Consider the following 17,776-nt stretch of genomic DNA (forward strand, 5'->3'; position numbering starts at 1 on the left):
CTGTTGTCCCTGTCACGCTGCGGATGCCTCCTCGAGCACGACGTGCACGTTGCTGCCACCCATGCCGAACGAGCTGACCCCGGCGCGCCGCGGCCAGTCCGCCGCGGTGCCGTCCCGCCGGGGCTGCCACGGGGTCGTCTTCTGCTGGAACTCCAGCGGGGTGCCGGTCAGATCGATCATCGGGTTGGGCTGGGCGAGGTGCACCAGCCCCGGCAGGGTCCGGTGCCGCATGGCCAGCAGCACCTTGAGCACACCCGCGACACCGGCGGAGGCCTCGAGGTGCCCGATGTTGCTCTTCACCGAGCCGAGCGCGATCCGGGCTGCCTCGGGGGGCAGGCTCCAGCGGTCGAGCAGCCTGCCGAACGCCTCCTTCAGCCCGTCCACCTCGATCGGGTCGCCGAGCTGGGTTCCGGTGCCGTGCGCCTCGACGTAGCCGATCGAGGCCGGGGACACCTCGGCCGCCTCGTGCGCCCGCACCACCACATCGCTCTGCGCCCGGGGGCTCGGCGCGGTCAGCGACTGGGTGCGGCCGTCGTGGTTCTCCGCCGACCCGATGAGCACGCCGTGCACCGGGTCGCCGTCGGCGCGCGCCCGGTCCAGCCGCTTGAGCAGCAGCAGCGCGACCCCCTCGCCGCGGCCGTACCCGTCGGCCCGCTCGTCGAAGGTCTTGCAGCGGCCGTCCGGGCTGAGCATCCCGGCGCGCTGCAACCCGACGAAGCCGTACGGGGACAGCAGCAGGTTCGCCCCACCGGCCAGCGCCGTCTCGCAGTCGCCCGCCTGCAGTGCCCGCGCGGCGCGGTGAATGGCGACCAGCGAGCTGGAACAGGCGGTGTCGTAGGTGGCGCTCTGCCCGTGGAAGTCGAACAGGTAGGAGATCCGGTTGGCGGCGACCGAGGCCACGTTGCCGATCAGGAAGTGGTCGTCGGCCTCCCGCTCGTAACCGAGCAGGCTGAAGTAGTCGGCGCCGCTGAGCCCGACGAACACGCCGGTACGGGAACCGGACAGCTCCGCCGGCGGGTAGCCCGCGTCCTGCATCGCCTGGTGCGCGGCCTGCAGCAGCAGCCGGTGCTGCGGATCCATCTGCGCGGCTTCCCGCGGCGAGATGCGGAACAACCCGGCGTCGAAACCCTCCACGTCCCGCAGGTAGGCGCCGGGGAAGGCGTCCGGCGCGCCCGCGGCGTGCTCGGCGAACAGCGACCGGGAGAACCCGCGCTGCAGCGGGTACGGCCGGATCAGGTCCCGGCCCGCGGCCAGGTGTGCCCAGAACTCCTCGAGCGTGTCGGAGTCGGGCAGGCTGCCGCCGACGCCGATGATCGCCACCGGCGGGTACCCCGCGGCGGCGGGCGGTGCGGGCGCCGCCGGGGTCGTGCGGGCCGCGCCGTGTTTGCCCACCAGGTGCGCGGTCAGCTCGCGCAGGGTCGGGTACCCGTAGAAGGTCGTCGGCGGCACCTCGATGCCGAACCGTTCCCGCAGGCCCACGCTGAGCCGGGTGAACCGGATCGAGTCGAAGCCGTAGTCCCCGAGCGGGGTGTCCACGGCCAGCTCGGCAGGCTCCGCCCCGGCGATCTCCGCGACCAGCTCGCGCAGCCCCGCGCCGAGGGAGTCCGTGCGGTCCGGCGGTTCGGGTGCGGGCGCGGGCTCGGGCGCTAGGTCGATGCCGAAGCGGCCCACGATCTCGTCCAGTGCCCGGTCCCGCAGCGGTGCCAGGTCGATCTTGGCGTTCGGGGTCTGCGGGAACGCCGCCAGCGGCAGCAGCCGGGCCGGGATCATGTACCCGGGCAACCATTCGGCGAGCCGCTCCCGCAGCAACGCCTCCAGGTCCGGACGCGGCTCGGTGACCGTGACGAACCCGACAAGGCCCTCGTGCCCGGCGAAGTCCTCGCGCAGCAACACCCGCGCCTCGTCGACCAGCCCGGTGCGGCGCAGCGCGGACTCCACCTCGCCCGGCTCGATCCGGTAACCGCGCAGCTTCACCTGCCGGTCCGCCCTGCCGAGCAACTCCACGCTGCCGTCCTGGCGGAACCGCCCGAGGTCCCCGGTGCGGAACATCCGCGCACCGGAGCGCGGATCGGTGACGAACCGCTCCGCGGTGAGCTCCGGCCGCCCGAGGTAGCCGCGGGCCAGCCCGTCCCCGCCGATCCACAGCTCGCCCGCGGCCCCGAACGGCACCGGGTGGCCGTGCTCGTCCCGCAGGTGGAAGGTGGTGTTCGCGATCGGCGTCCCGACGGTGACCGGCGCGCCGGGACGGACCCTGCTGATCGAGGACCAGATCGTGGTCTCGGTCGGGCCGTACATGTTCCACACCTCGGCGCAGCGGCTGAGCAGTTGCTCGGCGAGTTCGGCAGGCAACGCCTCGCCACCGCAGAGGATCTTGCCCGCCAGCGGCCGGTCCCAGCCCGCGGCCAGCAGCATCCGCCAGGTGGCGGGGGTGGCCTGCACGATGGTGGCGGCGGAGGCGGCAAGGTGTCCGGCGAGCGCCACCCCGTCCCGCGCCAGCCAGGCGGGCACGATCTCCACGGTGCCGCCGCGGGTCAGCGGCAGCAGCAGTTCCAGCGCGGCGATGTCGAACCCGACCGTGGTGAGCGCGAGGATATGGTCGCGCTCGGTGCAGCCGGGCTCACGCGCCATCGAGGTCAGGAAGTTCACCAGGCTGTCGTGCCCGATCTGCACACCCTTGGGGCGACCGGTCGAGCCGGAGGTGTAGAGCACGTAGGCCAGCTCACCGTGCCGGTCGTCCGGTAGCGGGTGCGGCGGGGCCGCCCAGTCGATCCGGTCCAGTGTGGACTGGGTGAGCACCGTGCCGATTCCGGCGTCGGTACGGATGAACTCGCGCCGCTGCTCGGGGAACTCCGGGTCGAGCGGCACGTAGGCGCATCCCGCGCGCAGCACCGCGAGCAGCGCGACCACCAGGTCGGCCCTGCGGTCCACGGAGATCCCGATCAGCGAGCCCGGCGTGTGCCCCTCGGCCCGCAGCCACCCGGCCAGCAGCTCCACCCTCCTGGCCAGTTCACGATAGTCCACACTGGACTCGGCGTCCACGATCGCGGTCTTGTCCGGGGTGCGCTCGGCCCGGTCCAGCACCAGGTCCGCCGCGGTGACCCCGGCGGGGTAGCCGGCATCGGTGGCGTTCACCCGCTCCAGCAGCGTGCGCTCGGCCGGGGTGTGCGGGTCGATCGCAGCCGGCTCCGCGTCCGGGTCCACGGCGGTGAGCCCGGCGACGAGCTCGCGGTACTGCTCGGCGAGCCGGGCCGCCGTACCGGGATCGAACAGCTCGGGGTCGTACTTGAAGTGGATCAGTGCCTGGCGGTCCCGCACCACGAACTCGACGACCAGGTCGCCCTCGCCCTCCTGGGTCAGCGGAAGGGCCTCGGTGAACAGGGTCTGTTCCCGCGCCATGTCGAGGTCCCTGCCGACCCCCTGCTGCAGGTAGAAGCCGATGGTGAACTCGGTGTCCGTGCGGCTGGCCCGGCGCAGGTCGTCCACCACGGCGGCGTAGGGGTAGGCGCTGTGGTCCTCGGCCGCCAGCAGTTCCTCGTGGATGCCCTGGAACAGCTCGCGGCAGGTCTGCCCGCGCGGGCAGGCGGTGCGCAGCACCACCGGGTTGATCAGGTAGCCGACGGTGCGGTCGAACCGGTGCGCGGCGCGGCCGTCGGTCGGCACCAGCACGCTGATGTCCCGCTGCCCGCTGTGCCGGTGCAGCAGCAGGACGAACGCGCCGAACACGATGCTGAACGGGGTCAGACCCAGCTCCGCGGCCCGGGTGCGCACCGCGGTCAGGGTGGCCTCGTCCACGTCCAGTTGCAGGCTCTCCCCGGCATAGCTGGGCGGGCCGGTCCGGCGGCGGTCGGCGATCGCGTCCACCACCGGGGCGCTCGCGGCCCCTTCCAGCTTGCGCAGCCAGAACTCCCGGTGCCGGTCCGCCTCCGGCCCGGCGAGCAGTTCCCGTTGCCAGTACACGAACTCCCGGTACGGTGTCGCCGGCTCGGCCGGCGGGACGGCGCCGCTCGCGGTGAGGCCGTCGTAGGCGGCGAGGATGTCCCGCAGCAGCAGGTGGCTGGACACCCCGTCGGTGATCAGGTGGTGGAACACCAGCAGCAGCACCGGTTGCGCGGGCGTGCGCAGGAAGTAGGCCCGGTACAGCGGCTCGGTCTCCAGGTCGAACGGGGTGCGCACGAGCTGCCGGACCCGGTCCGGCAGCTCCGGCTCGGCGACCGCCGTGAGGTCCAGTTCGGTGACGGTGAGCCCGCGCTCGGCGACCACCTGCACCGGCCCCTCCCGGTCCAGCCGCAGGTTGACGCGCAGGCTCGGGTAGCGGCGCACCACCGTGTCCAGCGCCCGCTCCAGCAGGGTGAGGTCCACGTCCGGCCGCAGCCGCAGGGCGAGCGGCAGGTTGTAGGACACGGTGCCGGGGGCGTTCTGGTGGATGGCCCACAGCGCGGCCTGCCCGCGGGTGAGCGGGTACTCCTTCGGCTCCTCCGGTTCCTGCTCCTGTTCCTGCTCCGCCATGGTGAGCAGTTCCCGCAGCAGCGGCGCGGCCTCCTCCTCGGTCACCGCGCCCGCGGCCACGCCTTCCAGCAGGTCCCGCAACGAGTTCGTCATCGGCCCGATCCCTCCCGCAGTTCACGCAGTGCCGCGTCCACGCTGAGCTGCCCGGACCGCAGGCCGCGCAGCAGTCCCGCCACCGAGTCCCGCGGTGGTGCGGGTTCGGCCCGCGCGGTGGTGCCGCCCGCGGTGGCGTCCGGGTACCGCTCCCGCAGCTTGGCGGTGAGCTCGTGGATGGACTGCCCCGCGGCGAAGAACCGCACCGGGATGTCCACGCCGAGCTCGGCGGACAGCGCGCGGCTCAGCCTGCGCAGCCCGAGCGAGTCCACCCCGAGCTCGGCGAGGTTGCGGTCCAGCCGGAGCTGGTCCGCTCGCACCCCGAGATGGTTGGCCAGCAGTTCCGCCACCCGCCGCTCCAGCTCGACCGGGGGCGCCGCCGGGGTCTCCAGCGCAGTGGTTCCCGCCGCCGGAGCGACCTCCGGTTCCGCTGCGGGCGCCGGTGGTTCCGGGGCCACGGCGGTGAACTGCGGCCCCGGCCGCAGCCAGTAGCTCTCCCTGGCGAAGGGGAAGGTCGGCAGCGGGATCCGGCGCGGTGGCCCGCCCGGCCACAGCAGGGACCAGTCCACCTCGGCCCCGCGGGTCCACAGCCTGGCGAGCTTGTCCAGCCTGCCAGCCCCGGCGACGGACCGCAGGTACTCGGCGCCCTCCGGGCCGTCCAGCAGGTTGTCCAACCCGGCGTCCGGCTCGCCGGTACTCCCGTGAAAGACACCATCCACACCGGACTCCTGGTTCAGCCAGGCGGTCAGCTTGCGGCTCAGCTCGCCGAGGTCGGCCGCCACGACGGCGAGCCGGTGGCTCATCGGCTCGCGGCCGGTCTGCAGGGTGTAGGTGAGCGCGTCCAGCGCGGGCTGCCGGTGCGCCGCGGACAGCCAGCCGGTGAACCGGTCGGCGTAGGCCCGCAGCCGGTCGGCGTCCCGCGCGGACAGCACGAACAACCGGTGCCGCCCGGCCTGCGCCCGCGCGGTTTCCGCCGGCGGGAACTCCTCGACGACCGCGTGCGCGTTCACCCCGCCGAGGCCGAAGGAACTCACCCCGGCCCGGCGCGGCACCGCGGAGCCGTCCTCGGCGAGGGTGCGGTGCCATGCCTGCGCCTCGGTGAGGATGCGGAACGGGCCGGCCTCCAGCCGGATGTAGGGGTTGACCCGCTCGATGTGCACGTTGGCCGGCAGCATCCCGTGCCGCATCGCCAGCAGCACCTTGAGCAGGCCGGTGACCCCGGCGCCTGCCTCGAGGTGGCCGAGGTTGCTCTTCACCGCGCCGAGGGCGCAGTGCCCGGCGGGCCGGTCGGACTCGGCGAGACCGTGCTCGGCGGCCAGGGTGGCGAAGGCCGACTTCAGCCCCTCGATCTCCACCGGATCGCCGAGCGAGGTGCCGGTTCCGTGCGTCTCGATGTAGCCGATCGTGCGCGGGTCCACCCCGGCCCTGCGGTGCGCCTTGGCCACCACGGCGGCCTGCGCCTCGGGATTCGGGGCGGTGAGCGAGTTCGTCCGGCCGCCGTGGTTGACCGCGCTGCCCCGGAGGATCCCGTGGATCACGTCCCCGTCGGCCAGCGCGGCCGGCAGCCGTTTCAGCAGCACCACACCCACCCCCTCGGCGCGGACGATCCCGTCGGCACCGGCGTCGAAGGTCTTGCAGCGGCCGTCCGGGCTGAGGAACTCGGCCTGGCTCATGTCCACGAACAGGGTGGGTGAGGCGATCACGTTCACCCCTCCGGCGAAGGCCAGCTCGCAGTCGCCGTGCCGGATGGCCTCGGCGGCCCGGTGCAGGGCCACCAGGGAGGAGGAGCACGCGGTGTCGATGGTCTCGCTCGGCCCGTGCAGGTCCAGCAGGTAGGACAGCCGGTTGGACAGGATGGAGTGCGCCCTGCCGACCGTGTTGTAGCCGTCCAGCTCCACCCCGAAGGCGTGCTGCACCTCGAAGTAGTCGTAGGTGCCGCAGCCGGCGAACACCCCGGTGTCCGTGCCCGCCAGCGCGGAGGGCCGGATAGCGGCGTCCTCGGCGCAGGACCAGGCCGCTTCCAGGAACAGCCGGTGCTGCGGGTCCATCGCCTCGGCCTCCTTCGGGGATATCCCGAAGAACAACGGGTCGAACTGGTCCACCCTGCGCAGGAAACCGCCCCACTTGGCCCTGGTCTTGAACTCGCCCGGCTCGGGGTCGCCGTAGATCCGCCGCCAGTCCCAGCGGTCCGCAGGGATCTCGGTGATCAGGTCCGCCCCGCGCGCCAGGTGGCTCCAGAACTCGTCCAGGTCGTCCGACTGCGGCAGCATCCCGGCCATGCCCACGATCGCCACCCCGTCGGCGTCCGGTTCCCTGCCGGGTTGCTCGGTGCGGGCGGCGGGCCGCGGTTGCGGGGCGGCCGGCTCCTCGGGCGGGTGGGGCTCCTGCCCGGGGTAGCGCGACCGCAGCCGCTCGCCGTGCGCCCCGGCCAGCTTGTCGGCCAGCTCGGTGGTGGTGGCCACGCCGTAGAAGGACGCGGGGGTCAGGTCGAGGTCGAACTCCTCGTTGCACAGCTGGCACAGCTGCGTGTAGGCGATCGAGTCGAAGCCGAACCGGCGCAGCTCGGTGTCCGCACCCAGCTCGTGTTCGTCCACTTTGGCCACCCGGCGGACGAGGGTGAGCAGTTCGGCGCGCAGGTCCGCTCGCCACCGCTCACCCTCCGCGGGGGCAGGTGGTTCGGGTCGGGGCCGCACCCCGAGCTCGTTGAGAAAGTCCGGTTCACCCGACACGACGGCCACCTGCACCTCCGGGTTGGCGAGTACTGCTTCCAGCGCGGCCAGCCCCCGCGCGGGCGGGATGGGCAGCACCCCGGCCGCGGTCAGCCGATCCGCGTGCCGGTGCGCCAGGTCGCTGCCGGCCCAGGCGCCCCAGTCGATGACCCGCACCGGGTACGGCAGCCGCGCGTTCAGGCCGTGCGCGTAGGCGTCCTGGAAGGCGCAGGCCGCGGCGTAGGCGCTCTGCCCGGGGTTGCCGAGGAAGGACTGCACCGAGGAGAAGAACAGCAGGAAGTCCAGCGGCTGCTCGCCGAAGACATCGACCAGCGCCGCGCTGGTCCTGGTCTTGGACTCCAGGCCGCTGCGCAGTTCGGCCTCGGCCAGCCCGGTCAGCGCCCCGTCCGCGAGCACGGTCGCGGCGTGGATCACCCCGGCCACCGGGCCGAACCGCTCGGTCACGGTCGCGGTCGCGGTGCGCAGCTGTGCCGGGTCGGCGGCGTCGGCGCGCAGGTAGAGCACCCGCTCGCCGTCCGGGTCGAACCGGGCGATGCGGTCCCGCCGCGGCCGGTCCAGCTCGCCGCGGCCGAGCAGCGCCACCCGCGCCCGGTACCGCCGCACCAGGTGCTCGGCCACGTCCAGGCCGATCGAGCCCGCGCCGCCGACGATCAGGTAGCTGCCGCCGGTGCGCAGCGGCACCGCACCCGGCCGCGCCGTCCACGGCTCCAGTGCCCGCCGGTACCAGGTTCCGCCGCGGTGGGCCAGCTCGTCCCCGCTGCCCGCGGCCGGCGGCACCGCGGCCGCTTCCGCGGGGTCCGCGGAGTCCAGGTCCACCGCCGATACCGTCCACAACGGACTTTCGCGGCGCAGGGACCTCGCGAACCCGAGCAGTTGCGCGGCCGCGGGGTTGCCCACCGCGGAGTCACCCACCGCGCAGGCCCGCGCGGTGACCACGGTGAGCGTGAGCCGCCGCAGGCCGGGGCGGGACAGCAGGTGCCGCGCCACCCGGTACAGCGGCAGCAGGCCCGCGCTCTCCTGCTCGGCCAGCGTGGCGAGATGGTCGCCTACCGCGGGCCGCCGCGGCGCGCCCACCCCGGTGAGCACGTACACCGACTCCGGCTCCGGCAGCGCCTCGAGCGCGTCCTTGCCGGTGACCAGCCGCACCGGCCGGGGCGCGAGGGCCGCGGCCAGCGCCTCGGCGAGCGGCGCGGAGTCCGCGCCGTGCACCACCCAGACCGGCCCGTCGCCGGGGGCGGGCTCCGGGCGCGGCACCGGTACCCAGCCGGGCAGGTACAGCCCCGCGGGTTCCGGTTCGGCTGCGGCCTGGAGTTCGGGTGCGGGCTCGGGTTCGGGGGCGCTCCGCTCCAGCTCCGATTGCCAGCACCGGCGCCGCTCGAACGGGTAGGTCGGCAGCGGCACCAGGGAGGCACCGGGCACCGGCGGCCACTCGACCTCGGCACCGGCGGCCCACCGGGCGGCGAGCTCCTCCGGTCCGGCGGTGGCGGCGTGGTCGCCGTCCTGGCCGGGGTGCAGCCCCGGCCCGTCCTGGCCCTGCCGGAACCGGGTCAGCGCCGTGCTGAGCTCGGCGCGCGTGCCCGCCACCACGGCCAGCCGGTGTTCCATCGCGTCCCGGCCGGCCTGGAGGGTGTGCGCGATATCGGCGAGCTCGTGCTCGCTCCCCTCGAGGAAGGACTCCAGCGCGGCGGCGTAGCGGTGCAGGGCCTGCCCGGTCCGCGCGGACAGCGGGAACACGAACGGCCCCGGTCGCGCGGGCGGGGCCGCTGCCCGCGCGACCTCTTCCAGCACGACATGCGCGTTCACCCCGCCGAAGCCGAAGGAGCTCACCCCGGCCCTGCGCGGCAGCGGGGCGCCGTGCTCGTCGGGCACCGGCCGCCAGGGCCGCGCCCGGTCCAGGAGGTGGAACGGGCCGCCCGCCAGCCGCAGGTACGGGTTGGGCCGCTCAAGGTGCGGGGTGCCCGGCAGCTCGCCGTGCCGCAGCGCCAGTAGCACGGTCAGCATCCCGGCGATCCCGGCCGCCGACTCGAGGTGACCGATCGCGGTCTTCACCGCGCCGAGGGCACAGTGCGGCTCGGGTGCCTCCGGCCCGGCCAGCGCGGGGGACAGCTCCCGGAAGGCCGAGGTGAGCGCGCCGACCTCCACCGGGTCGCCGAGTTCGGTCCCGGTGCCGTGGCACTGCACGTAGCTCACCGTCGCCGGGTCCACCTCGGCCTTGCGGTAGGCGTCCACCAGCAGCTTCGCCTGGCTGGCCGGGTTCGGCGCGGTCAGCGAGCGGGCCCGGCCGCCGTGGTTCACCGCGCTGGACCGCAGCCAGGCCAGCACCCGGTGACCCCCGGCCTCGGCCCGGCGTTTGGTCATCAGCACCACCGCGCCGGCGCCCTCGCCGCGCACGAAGCCGTCGGCCGCGGCGTCGAAGGTCCGGCACCGCCCGTCCTGGCTGAGCATGCCGGTCCGGCTGAGCAGCACGTGGTTGCGCGGGGACAGGATCAGGTTGATCCCGCCCGCGACGGCGAGGTCGCACTCCCCGTGCCGGATCGACTCGGCCGCGCGGTGCACGGCGACCAGCGAGGCCGAGCAGCCGGTGTTCACCGGCTCGCTCGGGCCGTGCAGGTCCAGCAGGTAGGAGATCCGGTTGGGCAGGATGGCGTGCGAGTTCGCGGTGACGGTGAAGGAGTCGGCCACCGTCCCGGCCGCCTGCTGGAGCTCCTGGTAGTCATTGGAACCCACGCCCACGAACACGCCGGTGTCGCTGCCGGCGAGCCCACCGGGTGCGATCCCGGCGTTCTCCAGCGCGGTCCAGGTGGCCTGCAGGAAGAGCCGCTGCTGGGGATCCATCTGCTCGGCTTCCCCCGGCGAGATCCCGAAGAACAGCGGGTCGAACTCCGCGACCCCTTCGATGAACCCGCCCCATCGGCCGTGCACCGGGCCGTCCGCGCCGACCTCCGCGTAACCGGTACGCCAGTCCCAGCGGTCGGCGGGCAGCTCGCTGATCAGGTCCTCGCCCTCGACCAGGCGGCGCCAGAAGTCCTCGAGGTCGGTGCTGCCCGGCAGCGTCCCCGCCATGCCGACGACCGCAAGCGGTTCGTCCACAGTGGCCGGTTCCGGCGCCGGGCCGGTGGTGGCCGGTACGGGTGCCGGATCCACCGGTTCCTCGGCATACCGGCCGTGCAGGGCCTGCGCGTACTCGGTGCCGAGCCGCTCGGTGAGCGCGCGCAGGTTCGGGGTCTCGTAGAACAGCGTCGGGGTGACGTCGAACGCGAAGCGCTCGTTCAGGCGCTGGGCCAGCAGGGTGTAGCTGACCGAGTCGAACCCGACGTCGCCGAGATCCTGCTCCGGGTCGAGGTCGGCGACCGGGATGCCGGAGACCTCCGAGGTGAGCGCCAGCAGGTCGCGGGCGAAGGCACCGGTGGGCGCCTCCCGCTTCGCCGCGGGAGACGCCGCGCCGGTGGCCGGTGCGGCGCCGCCACGGGCCACGATCACGTGCTGGAAGTTCCGGGTGGACTCCGCGGCCGCAGGCAGGGCGGTGACCTCCGGGTACCCGGCCCCGGTGAGGTGCTCACGCCACCCCTCGGCGTCCAGCAGCGGGGAACCCGGCAGCCGCCGCTGCCCGTCGTCGTGCGCCCACCAGCCGTCGAAAAGGCCGTAGCTGACGGTGGCCTGCACGGTCACCGTGGTCAGCTCGTTGAGCACCAGCCAGCCGTCCGGCCGCAGCGCGGCGCGCAGGTTGCCCAGCGTGCGGGCCAGGTTCGGGGTCGCGTGCACCACGTTGGCGCCGATCACCAGGTCGAAGCCGCCGGGAGGGAGACCCTGCGCGGCGAGGTCGCGGTCCGCGTCCAGCCGGGTGAAGCGCAGGAAGTCGTAGTGCCGCCCGAACTCCCGCTTGCCGTGCTCGAGGAAGGTGACCGAGAGGTCGGTGTAGTGGTACTCCAGGTGCGCGCCGTGCCGGGCCAGCGTCCGCAGCAGGCCCGCGGTGGTGCCGCCGGTGCCGGAACCGACCTCCAGGATGCGGATCTTCTCCCCCGCCGCGAGGCCGGGCAGCCTGCCCTCGACGTAGCCGAGCACGGTGTCGTTCAGGATGTCGTTGTAGACATCGCTGATCGCGTTGCCCTTGTACACCGCCTCCATCAGCGAGGTACCGGAGCTGGGGAACAGCAGGTCGGTGGCCAGCAGCTCGCCGCGCAGCAGTTCCGGGTAGTGGGAAAGGCACAGCGCGAGCAACCGGACGAACACCGCGAATTCCGGATGCCGCCGCTCCAGCGCGTCCAGCTCGGCCTGCTGGTCGCCGGAGCGGGCCCGCCGCAACGGTTCCGGCAGCGGTGCGTAACCGTGCTCGCCCGCGCGGAGCAGCCCGGCCCCGGTGAGCAGGCGCAGGATCTTGCCGAGCAGCCCGGTGTACCGGGCGGTCAGCCCGACCCGGCCTGCGATGTCCTGTTCGGACACCTCTTCTCCCGCGGTGCCCCGCCAGGCACCCAGCTCGTCCAGGATGCGCAGCAGCCAGTCGCTCGCGGCACCGGCCAGCTCGGCATCCAGCGCGTGGAAGCCGTCGATCGCCGCCGCCTCGGCCTCGGCCAGTGGCCTGGTGAGCAGCGCGTCCTGCTCCTCCCGCGCGGTGCCGAGCCTGCGCCGCAGCGGTTCCTCGGCGGGCACCGCCACGAGCTGCACGGCGTCGCCGGACAGCGCCCGCAGCACCACCCGCCTGCCCAGCTCGGGCGAGATGGAGCGGAAGCCCTCCCTGGTGAGCTGCTGCCGGCTGGACTCGTCCGCGACCGAACCGACGGTGCCCCAGTACCCCCAGTTGATCACCCGTACCCGGCAGGGCAGCCGGTTCGCCAGCGCGGCGGCGTAGCCGTCGAGGAAGGTGGACCCGGCGGCGTAACCGGCCAGCCCGGCGTCCCCGAGGAAGGACTGGGCGGAGGAGAACAGCAGCAGGAAGTCCAGCTCCGGCCCGCCGAACACCTCGGCCAGCGCGACGGCGACCCCGGACTTGGCCGCGAGGCTCGCCCGCAGCGCCGGTTCGTCCAGGTTGCGCACCAGGCGTTCCTGGCGCACCAGCGCGGCATGGATGACGCCGTTGACCGGGCCGTGCCGGTCCCGGATCCGCTGCCGCGCCGCCCGCAGCGCCTCCTGGTCGCTCGCGTCGGCCCGCAGGTACTCGATCAGCCCGCCGTCCGGGTCGGCCTCGGCGATCCGCCCGCGCAGCTCGGCGTCCGGTTCCCTGCGGCCGAGCAGCACCACCCTTGCCCGGTGGTCACGGGCGAGGAACCTGGCCATTTCCAGGCCGATTCCCCCGGAACCGCCCGCGATGACGTAGACCCCGCCGCCGCGGATCGGGGCCTGCTCGCCCGCGGCCGGTGGCGCCGGTCGCAGCACCTGCCGGTACCGGCCCTCGGCGGTGTGCCTGATCCGGGCGCCGCGGGCGGCGGGCTCGGCCAGCAGCGCGTCCAGCCGCGCCCGCGGGTCGTCCAGCTCGTGCACCGCGACCGTCCAGGTAGGACACTCACGCTCCAGCACCCGCGCGAACCCGGCGAGACCGCCGGTGTACGGGTTGCCACCGGCGAGCACGACCTTCCAACTCAGGCCGCGCTCCGCGGTGAGGTACCGCGCCCAGCGCGCGAGGGCGAGCACCCCGGCCGGCTCGGCCTCGTCCAGTGCCGCTGTCCCGTCCAGTACCCCGCCGAGGAAGTAGACGGTGCGCGGCGGCGGGTTCGCGGGTTCGTCACCGAGGTCGGCGAGCCGGGCACCGGGCAGCCGCGCGGCCAGTTCCTCGGCGAGCCACCGGTTCGCTGGGGTGTGCAGCACCAGCACCGGCGCGTCGTCCCGGGTGCCTGCCGGGGGCTCGGTCGCCTGCCAGCCGGGGATGTGCAGGAAATCCGTGTCCTGCTCCTCCGGCCGCGGCCCGGCCGGGGCCTGGGTGTCCGGTGTGGACACCCAGCAGCGCAGCCGGGTGAACGGGTACAGCGGCAGCCCCACCCGCCGCACCGGGGAGCCCCGGTGCAGCCGGTGCCAGTCCGGTGCGGCACCGGCCGTCCAGAGCCTGGCCAGCTCGTCCAGGTCGCGCTCGGCCAGCGCCCGCTCGGGGTCGGGCGCCTCCGCCCCCCGCGTGACCGTGCCCCGGTGGGCGACCTCGCCGCCCCCGGCGAAACCGCGCAACCGCTCGCGCAGCTCGTCGGTGCTGGTGACCACCAGCGCGAGCCGCTCCGCGAAGGAGTCCCGGCCGACCTGCGTGGTGTAGGCGATATCTGCCAGCTCCGGACCGGATCGCTCCACAGTGGACGACGGGGAGACGGCCGCGGCGAGATCGGCGACCGTGGAGTCCAGGCCCGGCCGCGGTGGCAGCTCCCCGAACCGCTCGCCGATCCGTTGCTCGAAACGCAGCAGGTCGGCGGTGTCCACACCCCACTCGGCGAGTGCCGCGTCGGGGCCCACCGTGGTCACCGCGGGCCCGAAGAGCTCGGCGCCGATGGCGAGCAGGTCCCCGGTGACATCCCGCTCGCCGCCGGTGGCCGGCGCGAGGAACTCGGCGTACCGGCCGGCGAGCCCGCGCAGGTTCTCCTCGGTACGCGCGGACAGCAGCACCAGCTGCGGCCCCGCCGGGGTGGGTTCCTCCCTGGCGGGCGGGACGAACTCCTCGAGCACCAGGTGGCCGTTCGCCCCGCCGGCACCGAAGGCGCTCACCCCGGCCCTGCGCACCCCGTCCGCCGCCCAGGGCTCGACGGTGCGCTGTACCCGCAGCGGGGTGGCCGCCCAGTCCACGGCCGGGTTGGGCGGGTCCGCGTGCAGCGAGGGCACCAGGGTCCGGTGCCGCAGTTGCAGCAGCACCTTGGTCAGCCCGGCGATACCCGCGGCCGGCTCGAGGTGGCCGATGTTCGACTTGATCGAGCCGATCGGCCGGGGGATTCCGGTGCCGAAGACCTTGCCGAGGGCGGCCAGCTCGATCGGGTCGCCCAGCGAGGTTCCGGTGCCGTGTGCCTCGATGTAGGAGATGGTGTCCGGATCCACCCCGGAGGACGCCAGCGCCGCGTCCAGCACCTCGGCCTGCGCGGTGGGGTTGGGCACGGTGTAACCGCCCGCGCGGCCGCCGTGGTTGACCGCGCTGCCCCTGATCACGGCATGCACGCGGTCCCCGTCGGCCAGCGCCCTGCTCAGCGGTTTGAGCAGCACCGAACCCACGCCCTCGCCGGGCACGTAGCCGTCCCCGCCCTCGCCGAAGCTGCGGCACCGGCCGTCGCTGGAGGTGAAACCGGCCTGGCTGAGGTACAGGTACTTGTAGGGGTGCACGGAGACGTTCACCCCGCCGGCGAAGGCCAGCTCGCAGTCGCCGCTGCGCAGGCTCTGGCAGGCGAGGTGGATGGCGGTCAGCGAGGAGGAGCACATGGTGTCCAGCCCGAGGCTGGGCCCGTGCAGGTCGAGGAAGTAGGACACCCGGTTGGCCACCGAGGAGGAGAACGAGGTCGGCAGCACCGGCAGTTGCTCCGGCGCGGCCAGGCCGAGCAGCTGGTACTGGTTGAACATCACCCCGGCGAACACCCCGGTCGCCGACCCGGCCAGCCGCGTGGCCGGGTACCCGGCGTCCTCGAGGGTGTGCCAGACGGCCTCGAGGAACAGTCGCTCCTGCGGGTCCATCGCCTCGGCCTCGCGCGGGGTGATCTGGAAGAACCGCGGGTCGAACCGGTCGGCGTCGGCGAGGAAGCCGCCCCACTTGCTGTGCGACCGTCCAGGGGTGTTCCGCTCGGCGGCGTAGAAGTCCCGCTGGGACCAGCGCTCGGCCGGGACCTCGGTGACCGCGTCGCGCCCGGCGAGCAGGTTCGCCCACAGCTGGTCCAGGTCCTCGGCCATCGGGTAGCGGCCGGCCAGGCCGATGATCGCGATGTCCTCCTCGGACACCGGCCGCGGCCCGGTGACCGGTTCGGCGGACACCGGTTCGGTGACCGATTCGGTGACCGGGCGCAGGTCGTAGGAGCTCCGGATCCGCTCGGGGTCACCGTGGAACACCAGCACGTCCCGCTCCGGCCCGGCCAGCGCGGCGCGGAACGCCTCGATCCCGGCGGCCTCGGGCAGCGGCAGCTGGCCCTGCTCCCGGAACCTGGCCAGCGCGGTCTCGTCCGCGCTCATCCCGCCGTCCAGCCACAGCGGCCAGCCCACGGCGAGGAACCGCTCCCTGCGCGCGGCGTACCCGGCGAGGAAGGCGTTCGCCACCGCGTAGTCGGCCTGGCCGATATTGCCGATGGTGCCGGTGACCGAGGAGAACAGCGCGAAGAAGTCCAGCGGCTCGGATCGGGTCGCCTCGTCCAGGTTGATCGTGCCGCGCACCTTCGGCGCCAGCACCCGGTGCAGCTCGTCGAGGTCCTTGCCGGCCAGCAGCGAGTCGGCCAGCGTGCCCGCGGCGTGGATGACTCCGTCGACCGGCCCGAAATGCTGCCTCGCCTCGGCGACCACCCGGCGGGCGTCGGCGGGATCGGTCACATCGGCGCGGACGAACCGCACCTGGCCGAGCTCGCGCAGCCGCTGCTCGGTGGCGGCGTCCGGTTCGGAGCGGCCGAACAGCACGACCCTGGCACCGACCGTGCGGGTGAGAAAACCGGCGAAGGCCAGACCGAGCGCGCCGGTCCCGCCGCTGATCAGGTACACCCCACCGGCCCGTGGCCCCGGCCGTCCCGCCTGCTCGTCGCTCGCCTCGGCGTACCGGCGCACCCAGCGTCGGCCGCCCGCGCGGCGCACCCAGGTCTCCTCGCGGGCGAGCTCCGCGCGGAGCACCTCGACCGGCGGGACCTCGGCCGATTCGAGCACGGTTGCCGGGATCCGCGGATGTTCGAGGGTGACGGTCCTGGCCAGGCCGGGCAGTGTCTCGGCGAGCTCGGGCGGGGAGGCGTGCAGCAGGGGCACCCGCTGCCCGGTGCGCTCGGCGAGCTGCCGGGCCAGCAGCAGGAGCTCGCCGGCGGCGTCCTCCACCGCCCGCGCACCCTGCTCGGCGCACCCGAGATGCACCACGGCCTCCGGCGGCGTGCCTGCCCTGTCCAGCTCGGCGAACAGCCGCCGGTGGTCCGCGGCCACCCCGGCGCGCAGCTCGTACCGGCCGGGGCCGGTGCACCGGAACTCCGGGCCGGGGCGGGCGAACAGGTCCTCGTCGGTGAGCCCCGGCGGCTCGGACGCGCCGAGGACCAGCAGCCGTCCGGTCCACTGTGGAACGTTGGCGGATTGGGCGGGCTGCCAGCGGCCCGCGAGGCGGACGGTCCTCGGCTCCGGCTCGACCTCGCGGGTGGCCGCGGCGGGCACGGCGGGCACGGTGGGCACGGTGGACCGGTCGACGAGGGTTTCCAGATGACCGGCGACGGCGTCCACCGTGCTGTACTCGAACAGCAGCGTGGGGTAGAGCCGCACCGAGAAGCGCTGCTCCAGCTCCCGCACCAGCTGCAGCAGGTGCATGGACTCCAGGCCGAGCTCGTAGAAACCCCGGTCGCCATCGACCGGTGCCCCCGGGTCACCGAGCACCTTGCGGACGGCCTCGGTGATCTCGGCGCGCAGGTCGGCGCCGGGCGCCGGGGCCACCGGTTCCGGCGCCCGCTCCACCTCGACCGGCGCGGCGTGCTCCTCGGTCAGCCGGGTGAACAGTGCCTCGGAGCGCACCCGCTTGAACGCCAGCTTGCCGAACCTGGCCAGCGGCCGGTGCTGCCGGTCCAGCAGGTCGATGTCGACGAACAGCACGTCGGCATCCGGTGTGACGGCACCGCAGGGGCGCAGCCAGACCAGGCAGGCGTCGCCGAGGCCGCCGTAGGCCCGGAAGGACTCGATGTGGATGGGGATGAGCGGGCGGTCGTCCTGCTCCCCGCCCGGGGCGAAGGCGAGCAGGTAGCTCTGCATGGTTGCGGAGTCGAGCAGCGCCGGGTGCAGCAGGAACTCCGCCACGTCCGCCCTGCCCTGCGCGCTGAGCTCGATCTCGGCCAGCAGCCCCTCCGGGTACACGTGGATGGTGCCGGTGCAGCGCATGAACTCCTCGTGCCGCACGCCCACCGCGCGACCGAGCTGGTAGACCCGCTGCACGTCCACCTGCTCGGTGGCCGGCGGCAATCCCGCCACCGGCGGGGCCACGGCCCGCGGCAGCTCACCCAGGTGCAGGTCGGCTTCCAGGTGGCGGGTGACGTGCTCCTCCGCCGCGCCGTCCCGGATCCTGCGGCTGGTGGCCAGCACCCGGTAGCCCGTGCCCTCGGGCAGTAGTTCCAGCAGGATCTCGCGGCCGAACTCCTCGGTGGTGACCACCGGCTCGACGAACAGCACGTTGCGCAGCTCGGCGCGCCCCGGCGGGAAGCCCCGCGCGTCCAGCGCGCGGTGGATGAGGTCGAGGAAGGTCACACCGGGCAGGCTGCGCACGCCGTGCACCCGATGGTCGGCGACGATCGGGTTGTCGCTGTCGAGGGTCACCCGGCAGCGGATCGCCTGGCGCGACTGCATGA

2 protein-coding genes are annotated in these 17,776 nt (G+C 74.2%); both read right to left on the reverse strand.

Features of this window, described 5'->3' with window-relative positions; translation table 11 throughout:
- Nucleotides 1-12: 12 nt before the first annotated feature.
- Nucleotides 13-4,599 (reverse strand): non-ribosomal peptide synthetase, encoded by a 4,587-nt coding sequence (locus tag FB471_RS14710; protein WP_141998762.1) that lies wholly within the window; start codon nt 4,597-4,599, stop codon nt 13-15.
- Nucleotides 4,596-17,774, reverse strand: coding sequence for an SDR family NAD(P)-dependent oxidoreductase (locus tag FB471_RS14715; RefSeq protein WP_141998764.1), 13,179 nt, complete (start codon nt 17,772-17,774; stop codon nt 4,596-4,598). Before FB471_RS14715 ends, FB471_RS14710 begins: the two co-directional genes overlap by 4 nt.
- Nucleotides 17,775-17,776 lie beyond the last annotated feature (2 nt).

Source organism: Amycolatopsis cihanbeyliensis, from assembly GCF_006715045.1.
GTDB classification, from domain to species: domain Bacteria; phylum Actinomycetota; class Actinomycetes; order Mycobacteriales; family Pseudonocardiaceae; genus Amycolatopsis; species Amycolatopsis cihanbeyliensis.

What these genes read in the sequence shown, in the direction of transcription:
- FB471_RS14710 (WP_141998762.1), bottom strand. Translation starts at nt 4,599, where the DNA reads ATGACGAACTCGTTGCGGGACCTGCTGGAAGGCGTGGCCGCGGGCGCG.
- FB471_RS14715 (WP_141998764.1), bottom strand. Translation starts at nt 17,774, where the DNA reads ATGCAGTCGCGCCAGGCGATCCGCTGCCGGGTGACCCTCGACAGCGAC.